This window comes from Streptomyces sp. DH41 (assembly GCF_029813785.1).
Taxonomy (GTDB): domain Bacteria; phylum Actinomycetota; class Actinomycetes; order Streptomycetales; family Streptomycetaceae; genus Streptomyces.
Genome location: NZ_JARVKY010000019.1, coordinates 1 through 12,962, shown reverse-complemented (window position 1 = coordinate 12,962; position 12,962 = coordinate 1). Strand labels below are relative to the sequence as shown.

Annotated in this window: 16 protein-coding genes; 11 read left to right on the top strand and 5 right to left on the bottom strand. The window is 73.0% G+C overall.

The genetic code is table 11. The annotated features are described in order from the left end of the window. The first annotated feature begins 27 nt into the window (after nucleotides 1-27). Nucleotides 28-1,668, top strand: coding sequence for a penicillin-binding transpeptidase domain-containing protein (locus tag QC283_RS27145; protein WP_279564327.1), 1,641 nt, complete (start codon nucleotides 28-30; stop codon nucleotides 1,666-1,668). A 129-nt stretch (nucleotides 1,669-1,797) separates the two neighbouring features. Here the strand turns inward: QC283_RS27145 and QC283_RS27140 are convergent, their stop codons facing one another. The 3 genes from QC283_RS27140 to QC283_RS27130 all read right to left on the bottom strand — a co-directional run bounded on the left by QC283_RS27140 (nucleotide 1,798) and on the right by QC283_RS27130 (nucleotide 3,582). Next, the gene (locus tag QC283_RS27140; RefSeq protein ID WP_279564326.1) at nucleotides 1,798-2,064 is read right to left on the bottom strand and encodes a twin-arginine translocase TatA/TatE family subunit; all 267 of its coding nucleotides are present in this window, start codon (nucleotides 2,062-2,064) and stop codon (nucleotides 1,798-1,800) included. 76 nt (nucleotides 2,065-2,140) lie between these two features. After that, a complete protein-coding gene (locus tag QC283_RS27135) occupies nucleotides 2,141-2,596 on the bottom strand; it encodes a tellurite resistance TerB family protein (RefSeq protein ID WP_279564325.1) in 456 nt (151 codons plus the stop codon). Between the two features lie 53 nt (nucleotides 2,597-2,649). Beyond that, nucleotides 2,650-3,582, bottom strand: a complete 933-nt coding sequence (locus QC283_RS27130; protein ID WP_279564324.1) for a sporulation protein — start codon at nucleotides 3,580-3,582, stop codon at nucleotides 2,650-2,652. A 324-nt stretch (nucleotides 3,583-3,906) separates the two neighbouring features. Between QC283_RS27130 and QC283_RS27125 the strand changes: the two genes are divergently transcribed. The 4 genes from QC283_RS27125 to QC283_RS27110 all read left to right on the top strand — a co-directional run bounded on the left by QC283_RS27125 (nucleotide 3,907) and on the right by QC283_RS27110 (nucleotide 7,311). Beyond that, nucleotides 3,907-5,262 (top strand): hemolysin family protein, encoded by a 1,356-nt coding sequence (locus QC283_RS27125; RefSeq protein WP_279564323.1) that lies wholly within the window; start codon nucleotides 3,907-3,909, stop codon nucleotides 5,260-5,262. After that, nucleotides 5,259-6,281, top strand: a complete 1,023-nt coding sequence (locus tag QC283_RS27120; protein ID WP_279564322.1) for a hemolysin family protein — start codon at nucleotides 5,259-5,261, stop codon at nucleotides 6,279-6,281. The genes QC283_RS27125 and QC283_RS27120 overlap by 4 nt, the downstream gene beginning before the upstream one ends. Nucleotides 6,282-6,367: 86 nt before the next feature. Then, on the top strand, nucleotides 6,368-6,877 hold the full coding sequence (locus QC283_RS27115) for a hypothetical protein (protein ID WP_279564321.1): 510 nt from the start codon (nucleotides 6,368-6,370) through the stop codon (nucleotides 6,875-6,877). 53 nt (nucleotides 6,878-6,930) lie between these two features. Next, a complete protein-coding gene (locus QC283_RS27110; RefSeq protein WP_279564320.1) occupies nucleotides 6,931-7,311 on the top strand; it encodes a VOC family protein in 381 nt (126 codons plus the stop codon). A gap of 68 nt (nucleotides 7,312-7,379) precedes the next feature. On the opposite strand, the gene QC283_RS27105 is transcribed toward QC283_RS27110, so the two are convergent. Both QC283_RS27105 and QC283_RS27100 read right to left on the bottom strand, forming a co-directional pair. Then, the gene (locus QC283_RS27105) at nucleotides 7,380-7,625 is read right to left on the bottom strand and encodes a hypothetical protein (RefSeq protein WP_279564319.1); all 246 of its coding nucleotides are present in this window, start codon (nucleotides 7,623-7,625) and stop codon (nucleotides 7,380-7,382) included. A 193-nt stretch (nucleotides 7,626-7,818) separates the two neighbouring features. Continuing rightward, nucleotides 7,819-9,555, bottom strand: a complete 1,737-nt coding sequence (locus tag QC283_RS27100; protein WP_279564318.1) for a SpoIIE family protein phosphatase — start codon at nucleotides 9,553-9,555, stop codon at nucleotides 7,819-7,821. Nucleotides 9,556-9,798: 243 nt separating this feature from the next. Between QC283_RS27100 and QC283_RS27095 the strand changes: the two genes are divergently transcribed. The 6 genes from QC283_RS27095 (at nucleotide 9,799) to QC283_RS27070 (ending at nucleotide 12,890) form a co-directional block, all read left to right on the top strand. Continuing rightward, nucleotides 9,799-10,176 carry a MerR family transcriptional regulator gene (locus QC283_RS27095; protein ID WP_279564317.1) on the top strand — a complete coding sequence of 126 codons (378 nt, stop codon included), beginning with the start codon at nucleotides 9,799-9,801 and terminating at the stop codon, nucleotides 10,174-10,176. A gap of 239 nt (nucleotides 10,177-10,415) precedes the next feature. Next, nucleotides 10,416-10,619 carry a cold-shock protein gene (locus QC283_RS27090; RefSeq protein WP_003975194.1) on the top strand — a complete coding sequence of 68 codons (204 nt, stop codon included), beginning with the start codon at nucleotides 10,416-10,418 and terminating at the stop codon, nucleotides 10,617-10,619. Nucleotides 10,620-10,903: 284 nt separating this feature from the next. Continuing rightward, on the top strand, nucleotides 10,904-11,275 hold the full coding sequence (locus QC283_RS27085; protein ID WP_279564316.1) for a sortase-dependent protein: 372 nt from the start codon (nucleotides 10,904-10,906) through the stop codon (nucleotides 11,273-11,275). Beyond that, complete coding sequence (locus tag QC283_RS27080) at nucleotides 11,272-11,892, top strand: class F sortase (RefSeq protein WP_279564315.1); 621 nt, start codon at nucleotides 11,272-11,274, stop codon at nucleotides 11,890-11,892. The genes QC283_RS27085 and QC283_RS27080 overlap by 4 nt, the downstream gene beginning before the upstream one ends. Before the next feature lie 49 nt (nucleotides 11,893-11,941). Continuing rightward, on the top strand, nucleotides 11,942-12,433 hold the full coding sequence (locus QC283_RS27075; RefSeq protein ID WP_003975205.1) for an RNA polymerase sigma factor: 492 nt from the start codon (nucleotides 11,942-11,944) through the stop codon (nucleotides 12,431-12,433). After that, nucleotides 12,417-12,890 carry a hypothetical protein gene (locus QC283_RS27070; RefSeq protein ID WP_279564314.1) on the top strand — a complete coding sequence of 158 codons (474 nt, stop codon included), beginning with the start codon at nucleotides 12,417-12,419 and terminating at the stop codon, nucleotides 12,888-12,890. The genes QC283_RS27075 and QC283_RS27070 overlap by 17 nt, the downstream gene beginning before the upstream one ends. Nucleotides 12,891-12,962 lie beyond the last annotated feature (72 nt).

Below are 12,962 nucleotides of genomic sequence, written 5' to 3'. Positions count from 1 at the left end.
CCGCCACGGACGGAAAAGGACCTCCCGATGCCTGACGAAGACCCCTACCTCACCTCCCCCCGCCGCCGCGGCCCACGCAACGGCGTGCGGGCCGTCGCCGCGGTGGGGGTCGTACTCGCGATCGCCGCGGGCGGCTCGTACGCCGCCGGGTTCGGACCCTTCGCACGCGGCGACGACGGCCCCGATCCCGCCGCGATGAAGCAGGCGCGCGCCTTCCTCGCCGACTGGGCCGCCGGGCGGCTGCCGAGCGCGGCGGGCCGCACCACCAGTCCCGACACGGCGCAGGAGGTGCTGCAGAGTTTCACCGCCGGACTCGACATCGGTAAGCCCGAGCTGACGGCGGCGCGGGACGTGCGGGAGGAAGCCGAGGACGGCACCCTCGACATCCCCTTCACCGCGAAGATGCCGATCACCGGCCTGGGCACCTGGACCTACGAGTCGCGACTGCCGCTGCGCGAACAGGGCGACGGGGGCTGGAAGGTGGACTGGCGGCTGTCCCTGGTCCATCCGCGGCTGAGCGACACGGCGAAGTTCCGGCTGGAGCGCGAGGAGACGACCCCGCCCGAGGTCACCGACCGCGAGGGCACCTCGCTCTCGGGCGGCGACCACCCGTCCCTGACCCCGCTCCTGGGCCGGCTCGCCGGTGGCGCCGACGGCGGACCGCGCGGCGCGGTCGAGCTGATCGACCGGGCGACCGGCGAGACCGTGCGCACCGAGGCGTCCTTCGGCAAGAAGCCCGACCCGGCGACGGACGGCGAGCCCGTCCGCACCACCCTGGACGCCACCTGGCAGTCCGCGGCCGAGCAGGCCCTTGCCGAGGCCGACGGCAAGAACGCCGCCCTCGTCGCCCTGCGCGTCGACAACGGCGAGGTCCTCGCCCTCGCCAACTCCCCCTCCAGCGGCTTCAACCGCGCCGCCTCCGGCACCTACGCGCCCGGATCCACCTGGAAGATCGTCACCAGCACCGCGCTGCTGCTCAAGGACGCGGTCGCGCCCGACGACGTCGTGGACTGCCCCAAGTACCTGACGGTCGGGAAGGAGTTCCACAACGTCGAGACCTCCGAGTACCCCGGCGCCACCTTCCGGAAGGACTTCACGGAGTCCTGCAACACCGCGTTCATCAGCCTGCGCGGCAAGCTCGACGACGGCGAGCTGGGCGAGGTCGCCCGCACCTACTTCGGGGTCGGCCAGGAGTGGCACATCGGCATCCCGACGTACGACGGGTCCGTGCCGGAGCCCAAGGACGAGACGGAGAAGGCGGCGTCGATGATCGGGCAGGGCCGGGTCCAGGCCAACCCCCTGATCATGGCGTCGGTGACGGCCACCGCGGTCTCCGGCGAGTTCCACCAGCCGTCCGTCACCGCCGGGAACACGGACGAGACCCGTACCGAGCCGCTCCCCGACGAGGTCGTCACCCAGCTGCGCGGGCTGATGCGGGACACCGTCACCGACGGCACCGCGCACGTCCTGGCCGACCTGCCCGGGGAGATCGGCGCGAAGACCGGCACCGCCGAGGTCTCCGACGACCAGGACAACAACGGCTGGCTCGTCGCCCACCGCGGCAACGTCGCCGTCGCCGTCGTCGTCGAGGAGGGCGTCACCGGTGGTGGCTCGGCGGGCCCCGTCGTGCACAGCCTGCTGTCCGCCGTGCCGGAGGACCCGTCCTGAACCGGGGCGGACCGTCCCGTACACGGGCGGACCATCCCGTACACGGGCGGACCGTCTCGTACACGGGCGGACCGTACTGAACCCGGGCGGGCGTCCTGCACGCGGGCGGACGTCCTGCACCCGGCCCGGTCAGCCCTGAGAGGTGCCCCGCGCGCCGGGCGTCGTACCGGGGCCGCCGTCCCCGGCGTCATCGCGGCGCACCGCCTCGCCCTGGATGACCCGGGGCGCCTCCCGGTCCTCCGGCGGCGTCCGCTCCTCGTCCTTCATCGCGCGGGCCTCGGCCTTGAGGATGCGGGCCGACTTGCCCGCCGAGCGGGTCAGCTCGGGGAGCTTCTTGGCGGCGAGAACGGCTATGACGACGATGAGAATGATCGCGAGCTCGCTCAGTCCGAACACGGCGCTCCCCTGGTGGACGTACGGTGCGGACCCGCGGCACGGGCCCGCACGGAATCTACGGCAGAACCGGCGAACGTCACAGGTCGAACTCGTGCGGCGGCAGGTCCAGGGCGAAGCACGCCTCGCGGACGACGGCCCGCTCGTCCTTGTCGAAGTCCCCGTCGGCGCCGCCGATCACGATGCCGATCTGGACCACGGCCCGCGCCTCGGCGGGCTTCTTCTTCGCCTTGGCGATCTCCTGGAGGACGCCGACCTTGCCGAAGGCGAAGTCTGCGGTCAGCTTGTCCAGATTGGCCTCGAAACGGCGGCGCAGGTCGTCGGCGGGGAAGTTCTGCAGCACCTCGTTGGTGGCGATGAGCTGGGCCACCCGCTGCCGCTCCGACGCGTCGACCGTCCCGTCGGCAGCGGCGACCAGCGCGCACATCGCCATGCTCGCGTCGCGGAAGGCGCCGCTCTTGAGGTCGTTCTTCTTCGCGACGAGCTGAGTCTGCATCTGCGACGCGGACTCCTTGAAGCGGTCCCACAGGGCCATGAGAACTCCGTACGGGTCGGGAGGAGCTGACTTCTACATTCCTGTAGAAGTTATCAGGCTTCCCCCGCCCCCACGACGGTGCCGGTGTCGGACCCGGTGCCGGCCAGGCGCCCGGACTCGTGGCCGTACACGGCGTGGGAGCCGTACGACTCCCGGTGCTCCACCAGCTCCCGGACCCAGCCGTCGACGAGGGCGTTCCAGTCCTGGGGTCCGGCCGACCCCTCGTGCGGGACGGTGAAACGGCTGAGGGCGTCGTGGCCGTCGAAGAACGGGCCGCCGCGCTTGTCCGCCTCCAGCACCACCTCCAGGGCGCCGGGTACGGCCAGGAAGGTCAGCTCGATCTCGTTGACCTGGTGGGCGTAGGGCGGGGGCGGGGTGAGTTCGATCTCCTGGTGGAAGGGGAGCCGTTGCCCGGTGCCACCGATGCGGCCGGACTCCAGGCCGGCGGAGCGGAAGCCGAACCCGAGCCGCCCGAAGGCTTCCAGGATGGCCTCCTGGGCGGGCAGCGGAGCCACGGTCAGCGGAGCCACGGTCAGCGGGCCGGACTCGCCCTGGTCGCCGGTGCCGGCGCACGCCGGCTCGGCGCGCACGCCGAGCGCGATGCCCAACGGCCGCCCGGCCAGCTCGGTGACCGGCGTCTCCCAGGGCAGCGACAGGGTGAACGGCACGCTGTGGTGCTCGCCCGCCGCGAGCCGGAAGGCCCTGCCGACGGTGTGCCGGCCGAAGACGACGTCCCCCTCGCCCCGTCCGTCCCCGTCGTCGCCGTGCCCGGCCTGCCCGGCCTGCCCGTCGTCCCTGGCGTGTCCGGCCTCGACGCGGGCCACCAGCTCCAGCGCGACGTGCTCGACGTCGTGGTCGACGGTGCCGCCGACGAGCCGGACCTGGCCCGACAGCACGCCCCCGGGCCGGGCGGCGCCCGGGTCGAGGACCGTGTCCACCGTGGGACCGCCCACGTCGGGGGAGCCGGGCAGCCGCTTGCACACCATCGAGGCGTTATCTCCTTCACGTTCGTACGGGCACGTCCGTACGGGCACTTCCGCGCGGGGAACAACCGGAACCGTACGGCCGTTCTCTACAGGCGGGTAGAAGCATAGGGGCCCGAGGACATTTGGGGACTCCCCATGCTTTTGCTCGTCCTTTACCATGAGTGGGAAAACCTCGGGCGGCCGGCTGGTACCGGCGCCCGCCGACCCCGTTAAGGAGTCTCGTTCCGTAATGGAGCCTCCCAGTACCGGCCGTGCCATGGCCGGCCCGCAGTTCCCCCTGTACGCGCGTGAGCCGTATATGCGTGAGGGAAGCGGGGTGGCACGGTGACCGAGGTCCTGCTGCTCCTGCTGGCCCTCCTTCTCACCCTGGCCTGCGCCGTCTTCGTCGCGGCCGAGTTCTCCCTCACCACCGTCGAGCGCGGTGACCTGGAGCGTGCTGCCGAGTCCGGCGAACGCGGTGCCGACGGTGCCCTGAAGGCCGTCCGCGGCCTGACCCTCCAGCTCTCCGGCGCCCAGCTCGGCATCACCGTGACCTCACTGGTCATCGGCATGCTGGCCGAACCGTCGCTGGCCGTGCTGCTGCGCGGCCCGCTGGAGGCGATCGGCCTGGGCGGCGCCTCCTCGACGGTGGCGACCGTGCTCGGTGTGGTCGTCTCCACCATCGTCCTGATGGTCATCGGCGAGCTGGTCCCCAAGAACTGGGCGATCTCCCGCCCGCTGGCCGTCGCGAAGGTCGTCGCGGGCCCGCAGCGCGGCTTCACCACCGCGTTCGGCCCCTTCATCCGGCACCTGAACAACACGGCGAACCGCTTCGTTCGCCGCTTCGGCCTGGAACCGGCCGAAGAGCTGGCGTCCGCCCGCAGTGCCGAGGAACTGGTCGCCCTGGCCCAGCACTCGGCCGCGGAGGGCGCCCTGGAGGCGGACTCGGCGGAACTCTTCGTCCGCACCCTGCACCTGAGCGAGCTGACCGCGGAGAACGTCATGACCCCGCGCGTGGACGTCAAGGCCCTGGAGGCCCACGCCACCGCCGCCGACGCCGCGAACCTCTCGCACGCCACCGGCCTGTCCCGCTTCCCGGTCTACCGGGACAGCCTGGACGAGGTCATCGGCACCGTGCACATCCGCGACGTCCTGGCCCTGGAGCCGGACCGGCGCGTGGTCACCCCCGTCACCGAGCTGGCCACCGCGCCGCTCCTGGTGCCGGACAGCCTGCCCGCCGACCGCCTCCTGGAGCGCATGCGCGCCACCCGCACCATGGCCGTCGTCATCGACGAGTACGGCGGTACGGCGGGCGTGGCGACCGTCGAGGACATCGTGGAGGAGGTCGTCGGCGAGGTCCGCGACGAGCACGACCCGGTCGAGATACCCGACCTGCTGCCCGCCCCCGCCGGGGCGGACGGCCGCGCGGCCTGGGAGGCCGACGGATCGCTCCGCCTGGACCGGCTCGCCCGCATCGGCCTGATCGCGCCGGACGGGCCGTACGAGACCCTGGCCGGCCTGATCGCCACCCATCTGGCACGCATCCCCGCCAAGGGCGATGTCGTCGCCCTGGAGGGCTGGCGCCTGGACGTCCTCGACATCGACCACCACCGCGCCGACCGCCTGCGGGTCACCGCGCCCGCGCCGGCCGGTGTGCCGGCCGGACAGCCGGAGCACGAGCAGCGGGAGATGGCCCGATGATCGCCGTACAGCTCCTCATCGGCGCCCTGACGCTGTTGACCAACGCGTTCTTCGTCGGCGCCGAGTTCGCCATGATCTCGGTGCGCCGCAGCCAGATCGAGCCGCGCGCGAAGACGGGCGACAAGCGCGCCCGGATGACCCTGTGGGGCCTGGAACACATCTCCGCGATGATGGCCACGGCCCAGCTCGGCATCACCGTCTCCTCCCTCGTCCTCGGCGCGGTCGCCGAACCGGCCATCGCGCACCTGATGGAGCCGGTGTTCGAGGCGGTCCACATGCCGCACGCGCTGGTCCACCCGATCGCCTTCGCGATCGCCCTGGCCCTCGCCACCTATCTGCACATGCTGATCGGCGAGATGATCCCGAAGAACATCGCGCTGGCCGCCCCGGCGACCACCGCGCTGGTCCTCGGCCCGCCGCTGGTCGCCCTCACCCGGGCGCTGAAGCCGTTCGTCTTCGGCATCAACGCCTTCGCCAACACGCTCCTCAAGCTGCTGCGGGTGGAGCCGAAGGACGAGGTCGACGCCGTCTTCACCGACGACCAGCTGGCCCGCATGGTGGTCGACGCCAGCGAGGCCGGACTGCTCACCCCGGCCGACGGCGAGCGGCTGCGCGACGCGCTGGAGCTGGGCACCCGCCCGGTCGGCGAGATCCTGGTCCCGGCCCAGAAGATGCGCACGGTCGGCCACACGGTCACCCCGGCGGAGCTGGAGCGCATGGCCGCCGAGGCGGGCTACTCCCGCTTCCCGGTCACCGGCCCCGGCGGCACCGTCCTCGGCTACCTGCACATCAAGGACACCCTGGGCCTGACCGACCGTGACCGCCCCTTCCCGCGCGCGGCCCTGCACCGGGTCACGCGGGTCCGCATCGACACCCCGCTCGACGACACCCTCACCGCCCTGCGCACCGAGGACAGCCACCTGGCCGCCGTCACCGGCGAGACCGGCTCGGTCCTGGGCTTCGTGACGATGGAGGACGTCCTGACGGAACTGGTGGGCCCGACGACACCGGTGGCGTGACCCGGGGAACTACCGCATGACCATGGGCGTCTCCCACAGCGACACCGGCACCGACACCGGGGCCGGCACCGCTGCGGGAGGCGCTCATGGCCATGGTCGGCCTGTTCTGGATCACCGAGGACCACGTGTACGTGGGCGCCGCGCCCACAGGTACGGCGTCCGGGGTACGGCTGGCCAAGGACCGGGTGGAGATCCTCGGGCTCGGCCAGGGCCGGTCCTGGGGCTGGGACGAGGTCCGCGGCATCGACGTACGGGACGTGGCCGTGCGCTCCACGGCGCGACGGCTGGCCTCGATGGCGTTCGACTCGCTGGTCGTCCTGGTCACCGGTGACGGCGAACAGCCGCCCGCCTTCACGGTGCGGGTGGAGACCGGGGCCGACGGCACGGTCGAGGCCGACGCCCTGGCCGCCGTCCCCGGCGGCATCCACACCCCGGACGAGTACGACCTCTCCCGCACCCTCCTCACCCGCCTCGTCGACGGCTCCACCCCCGTCGAGGACCTCCTCATCTGGCGCCGGGACGAGCCCGGGGACGCCGCCCCGACCAGGGACGAGCGACTGGCCCTGCTGCGGCGGTGGACGACGGCCCCCGCCTGACCCGTCGCGGTCTCACCCGAAGAAGCCGCACCCCCGACGGAAGGGACCGGTACATGCACAGGAGCCGTGCGTACGCCGTCATCATCGACGCTCCCGAGGCCGAGGCCGCCCGGGCGACGGACTTCTGGTCGGCGGCCCTCGGCGTCGACGCCGAACCGTTCGCGCCGCAGCCGCAGTTCACCACCCTCCATCAGGCCCTGCCGGGACTGGTCACCGCTGTCCAAGCGGTCGACGACGCCCCTCGTATCCATCTGGACATCGAGACCGACGACGTCGAGGCGGAGACCGCGCGGTTGACGGCTCTGGGCGCGGAGCGGATCGCACGGTGGCAGGAGTGCCACGTGCTTCGAGTGCCCGGGGGACATCTGGTGTGCGTACTACCGGTGGAGAGCGAACCCGAGGTCTTCCGGGCGGGTGCCACCGTCTGGCCCTGACGGCGGGAGGCCGACCCCGGCGCCCCGGAGTCCGGGGCAGGACATCGGCACGACCGTGACCGCGGTGCTCATCGACGGCGCCCCAGACCACGCAGGGCGAGGGCGCCGGCGGCCAGCACGGTCACCACGCCGCACGCCAGGTGCACCAGGGTGCCGGCACCGGCGACGGAGGCGACCGTGTTGACGACCACGCTGACCACGACGACGGCCCACAGCAGCGTACGCAGGACGTCCCCGCTGGAGACCGCGTCCGGGCCCTCGGCGGGGGTGTGGGGCGGGGTTGTGCTCAGGCGGCAGGGGTCCTGGTACGTCATGGCGGCCTCCTCCGGGACTTCGCTCTCGATCCGCCACCGAGGCTATGGAACCCGGGCCCCTCCGGCCGATCCCGTGGGCCGCCCGGTCCGAGGTACAGCAGGCTGTACTTTCCGGTCCCGTACCCCGCGTGGGGCGCAGTGCGGCATACGGCCGGGCCCGCCGCCCACGGGCGGCCCACTGGCCGGCCCCGCGTCACGGCGCCGGAAGTCGCAGGGCGAGGAGGGCGATGTCGTCGGTGCTGCCGGGCGGCATCCGGGCCAGCACCTCGTCGCACAGCGTTTCCAGTGGCTCGTGGGCGAGCGCGAGGGCGTTGCGGCGCAGCCGGCCGAGACCGGTGTCCAGGTCGCTGCCCGGTACCTCGACCAGCCCGTCGGTGTAGAGCAGCAGCGTGGACCCCGGTGGCAGCGGCACCGCGGGGTCCGGCCGGTGGCCGTCGGTGCCCAGGCGGGCGCCGAGCAGCAGCCCCTGGCCCTCCTCCAGGTAACGCGCGTCTCCCTCCGGGGTCAGCAGGAGGGGCGGTGGGTGCCCGGCACTGGTCCAGCGCAGGACCCACGGGCCGGTGCGCGGGCCTTCCACCCGGGCGAGGACGAGGGTGGCCATGGAGACGGTCGTGATGGCCGGGAGCGCATCGTCGAGGCGGTCGACGATGACGCCGGGCGGCTCGGTGTGGTCCCAGGCCAGTGAGCGCAGGATGCCGTGCAGCTGGGCCATGCCCGCGGCGGCCGTCAGGTCGTGGCCGACCACGTCGCCGATGACCAGTGCGAGCGCGCCGTCCTTCAGCTCGAAGGCGTCGTACCAGTCACCGCCCACCTGCGAGCCTGCCGGGGCGGGCTGGTAGCGGGCGGCCAGCCGCATACTGCCGGGCTGGGGCAGCGGGGCGAGCAGGTTGCGCTGCATGGCCTCGGCGACGGCGCGCTGGCGCCCGAACCGGCGCGCGTTGTCGATGACCAGTCCGACCCGGCGGCCGATGTCGCCCACCACCTCCAGGTCGCCCGCGTCGAAGGGATGCGCCGGGTTGGTGCGCACCAGGGTCAGGGCGCCGGTGACCTGCCGCTGAGGGCCCAGCGGCACCGTGAGGACGGACGTCGCGCCCACGGACCGCAGGAAGTCGCTGTGCCCGGCGGCAAGCGGGGACTCCGGCCCGGTGGCCGTCCCCGCCTGTCCCCGCAGTACGGGCTCGCCCCCCTTCAACACCCGCTCCAGCGGCGACAGGCCCGCCGTCCCGGTCGCCGGGAGCCGGCCGAGCCAGTCCTCCCGCACCACGTCCCGGCCCGCGGGCCCGGTCACCGCCACCCGGTGGACCTGCTCGGAGTCGATCAGGAGGTCCACCGCCGCCCAGTCCGCCAGACGGGGCACCAGGAGGCGGCCCAGCCGGGCCAGGGCCTCGTCGGTCTCCAGCGTCTGCCCCAGTACGTCCGTGATCTCCGAGACCAGGGTCAGCCGCTCGGTGAGGTCCTCCAGGGCACTCGTGTAGGCGGCGCGCTCCCGGCGCGCCCCGCGGTCGGCCGCAGGGCCGGTGTCGGCGTCGGTGAACAGTACGGCGACGCCTCTCGGGGACCCGTCGTCCGTCAGCGGGGACGCGGACCAGGACACCGCGGCCAGACCGCCGTCGCCCCGCAGATAGCAGTCTTCCTCGCCGCGTGCGGCGGTGCCCCGGTTCAGCGCCTGGAGCAGCGGGCACTGGTCGCGCGGGATCCGGCCGCCGCCCGGGCCCCGGTGGAGCAGGTCATGGAAGTCCGCACCGCGCATCGTCACCGCCGGACGGTCCAGCAGCAGCTCGGCGGCCCGGTTGACCGCGACGATCCGCCCGGCCGTGTCCATCACGGCCAGGGCGGTACCGAGCTGCTCGGCGACCCGTGGCCAGAAGTCCGGTTCCGCGGCCCACCGCCGTCCCGCCTCTTGCGCACCGGGCCCCACACCGTTCGCCACGTCACCCCTCCAGTCACGCCACCAGCGGTGGTCCGATGGTCCGATCCTCCCCGGACCCGAGCCCGGCCGCACCGCCGGTACACGCCGACACCAACCCGTCGGCTGCCCCGGCACGACCGGTGGAACCCTGCGGATATACGTTCGCCGCGGCAGGTATCCGACGGGCGCGACTAGAGTTCAGGTGCGGGGGAACCGGATTCCCTGCGGCGGGCCGTGTCCCCAGCGGTCCGCAGGAAGGTATGCATGCCCCCGGAGAGCAGGCTGAACGCCGAAGGTCGGCCGCAGGCCGCCGACCGGCTCGACGACGACCAGTACCCGGCGTACACCATGGGCAGGGCGGCCGAGCTGATCGGTGCCACGCCCGGTTTCCTCCGCGCCCTCGGTGAGTCGAGGCTCATCAGCCCGACGCGTTCGGAAGGCGGGCACCGCCGCTACTCGCGCCAGCAACTGCGCCGCGCCGCGCGCGCCCGTGAGCTGGTCGATCAGGGAACGCCCATCGAGGCCGCCTGTCGTATCGTCCGCCTGGAGGACGACCTGGAGGCGGCGCTGCGCATGAACGAGGAGCTCCGCCGCGAGGCCGAGCGGCCGCCCGGCGGGAACGGAGAACGGCGCGGCGACTGAAAACCTGACCCCGGCGAAACAGATATTCGCCGGACGCCGGAAAAACTAACCTGCGGCAAATCGGGGATGCTTTTCCGTGCGTTTCCTTTCCCGTGCGGCCGATGCATTTCGTGCTAGGCTGGACGTTAGTTGCAGTTGTGGTTGCCATTTGTGTTACCGGTTTTCCGGGCAGGTGATCATCGCAGCGATGTGAAGGTCCGCACGGTGCGGACCTCCAGCACTGCCTAGGAGTAAAAGACATGGCTTCCGGTACCGTGAAGTGGTTCAACGCCGAAAAGGGCTTCGGTTTCATCGCGCAGGACGGCGGCGGCGCCGACGTCTTCGCCCACTACTCGAACATCGCCACCCAGGGCTTCCGTGAGCTCCAGGAGGGCCAGCGGGTCAACTTCGACGTCACGCAGGGCCAGAAGGGCCCGCAGGCGGAGAACATCGTTCCCGCGTAACGCGCGCGAACCACACATGAGGGCCCGCACCGCAAGGTGCGGGCCCTCATGCGTGTGCCCGGAAGCGGACGCGGCAGCGGTAGCGGACCGACTCGATCACGCCCGTGAGCCCGCGAGCCCGTGAGCCCGCGAGCCCGCAGGCCTCTGAGCCTCCGATCTTGCCGACCGCCGACTTTGCCATCTCTTTACAACCTGCCTCACCGTCGCCTCGTCTCTCCGTCCGATCCACTCCGCACCCCCGTGCGGCACGCACCGCGCCGATCGACGAGAGAGAGCGACCCCTGATGCGCCGAACCATCCTCAGTGCCGTGGCACTGGCCTGCACCGCCGTACTGGCGAGCACCGCGCCCGCCTTCGCCGACGACCCCACCCCGGTCCCCTCGGCCCCTCCGGCCGCGAGCGCCCCGAGTCCCGGCATCGAACCGCGCGAGGTGCCGACGCCGTCCGCCAGCGAGCCGGCCGAGGCACCGGCCCCCGCACCGGCCGACGGCCAGGTCTCCGTCGTACCCGAGGGCGCGGCCGACACCGGAGTGGCGGCGCCGGGGTCCTCCGGGACCGACGAGGGACTCATCGGCGCGGGCGCCGGTGCCGTGCTCGTGGCGGGCGGCGCGGTCCTCTTCGTCGTACGCCGTCGGCGGGCGGCGACCGGGGCGTGATTCCGCTCCGCGGGCGCGCCCTCGCCACCGCCGCGCTGGCCGCACTCCTCGTGGGCTGCGGCAACGGCGGCGGCGGTACCGCCCAAGGGGACGACGGGGGCACTCCCGCACGTTCCGCGACCACGACGCCACCCGCGCACTCCTCCGCGAAGTCGCCCCGCCCTCTGGAGCGTTCGGTCCCGGTCGGCCTGCGTATCCCGGCCATCGGGGTCGACACCCCGGTGATGCGGCTGGGGCTGGCCTCGGACGGCACGGTGGAGGTACCGCCCGTCACGGACGACGACCGCGCGGGCTGGTACCGGCACTCGCCGACTCCGGGTCAGACCGGGCCGTCGGTCCTGCTCGGCCATGTCACGGTCGGCACCCACGGCGACGGCGTCTTCCGCCACCTCGCGCGGCTGCACCGGGGCGACCGGATCGAGGCGCGTCTGGAGAACGGCACGGCGGCCGAGTTCACGGTCACCGCCGTACGGACGGTGGCGAAGGCCGACTTCCCGACGGACGACGTCTACGGGGACGTGGACAGCCCGGAGTTGCGACTCATCACCTGCGGCGGCCCGCGGGTCGGCGAGGAGTACCGGGACAACGTGATCGCCTTCGCCGAGCTGAGCGAGTGAGCGGCTGAGTGCCGTCGAGTCCCGCATACCCTCACGACCATGGAGAGCGTTGAAACGGTCCCGTGACAGGGCGGCGTCCGAACTGTTCGCCGCCCTGTATCCGCGCCTCGCCGGCTGGTGCCGCCGGCTCGTCGACGACGACGAGACGGCCCACGAGATCGCCTCGGAGGCGTTCACCCGGCTCTGGGCCCGCTGGACGTCCGTGGAGGAGCCCCGCGGCTTCCTCTACGTCACGGCGGCCAACCTCGTACGGGACCACTGGCGCAAACTGGAGCGCGAGCGCCGGGCGGTGCGCCGGGTCACCGCGGAGGTCGCCGTGCGCCCGCACCCCGAGCAGGCGGACCCCTCGGTACGCCTGCTCGTGCAGTCGCTGCCGGAGCGACTGCGCGTGCCGATCCTTCTCCACTACTACGCTGACATGCCGATCCGCGAGGTGTCCGTGCTGACCGGACGCAAGGAAGGAACCGTCAAGGCCGACCTCCACGCGGCCCGCGAACTGCTCCGCGTCCACCTGAGGAGAAGCCTTGACCACACGCCTTGAGGACGGCCATGGCGACCGGGACGATCCGTGGTTCGAGCGGGACGACGACGATCCGCTGCTGGTCGTGCTGCGCCCGGGCAGCGACTGTCTGAGCCCGCCGCCGGGCCGCTACGAGGCGGTCCGCGGGGCGGCGTCCCGCCGCCGTCTGCTGCGCGCCGCGGCCGGTGCCGCCGCGACCGCTGCCGCCGCCGCGCTGATCGCACTGCCGCTGGACTGGACGGCCCCCGCGCAACCCCCGCGCCCGACGGTTCCGCTGGCCCCCGCTCCCGCCGACCCCACGCCCACGGCTTCAGCGAGCCCCGCCCCGCCGCGCGAACCGCCGAAGTCGCCCACGCCCGAGCCGTCCGTGCCCCCTACGCGGGAATCCACACCGGATTCCGCGCGGGAATCCACACCCTCGGCAGCGCCGAGCGCCGTGCCCACGCCGTCGGAAGGCCGGGCGACGGCACGCTCCTGACGCGGGAGGCACGGGAGGAGCACGGCGAAGAAGACATGGCAGAGGGCGGGGACGGAAGCTTCCGCTTCCGTC

Excerpts from the sequence above, each read along its gene's own strand:
- QC283_RS27090 (WP_003975194.1), top strand. The coding sequence starts at position 10,416 with ATGGCTTCCGGTACCGTGAAGTGGTTCAACGCCGAAAAGGGCTTCGGT.
- QC283_RS27110 (WP_279564320.1), top strand. The coding sequence starts at position 6,931 with ATGCACAGGAGCCGTGCGTACGCCGTCATCATCGACGCTCCCGAGGCC.
- QC283_RS27145 (WP_279564327.1), top strand. The coding sequence starts at position 28 with ATGCCTGACGAAGACCCCTACCTCACCTCCCCCCGCCGCCGCGGCCCA.
- QC283_RS27135 (WP_279564325.1), bottom strand. The coding sequence starts at position 2,596 with ATGGCCCTGTGGGACCGCTTCAAGGAGTCCGCGTCGCAGATGCAGACT.
- QC283_RS27105 (WP_279564319.1), bottom strand. The coding sequence starts at position 7,625 with ATGACGTACCAGGACCCCTGCCGCCTGAGCACAACCCCGCCCCACACC.
- QC283_RS27085 (WP_279564316.1), top strand. The coding sequence starts at position 10,904 with ATGCGCCGAACCATCCTCAGTGCCGTGGCACTGGCCTGCACCGCCGTA.
- QC283_RS27120 (WP_279564322.1), top strand. The coding sequence starts at position 5,259 with ATGATCGCCGTACAGCTCCTCATCGGCGCCCTGACGCTGTTGACCAAC.
- QC283_RS27095 (WP_279564317.1), top strand. The coding sequence starts at position 9,799 with ATGCCCCCGGAGAGCAGGCTGAACGCCGAAGGTCGGCCGCAGGCCGCC.
- QC283_RS27130 (WP_279564324.1), bottom strand. The coding sequence starts at position 3,582 with ATGGTGTGCAAGCGGCTGCCCGGCTCCCCCGACGTGGGCGGTCCCACG.
- QC283_RS27115 (WP_279564321.1), top strand. The coding sequence starts at position 6,368 with ATGGCCATGGTCGGCCTGTTCTGGATCACCGAGGACCACGTGTACGTG.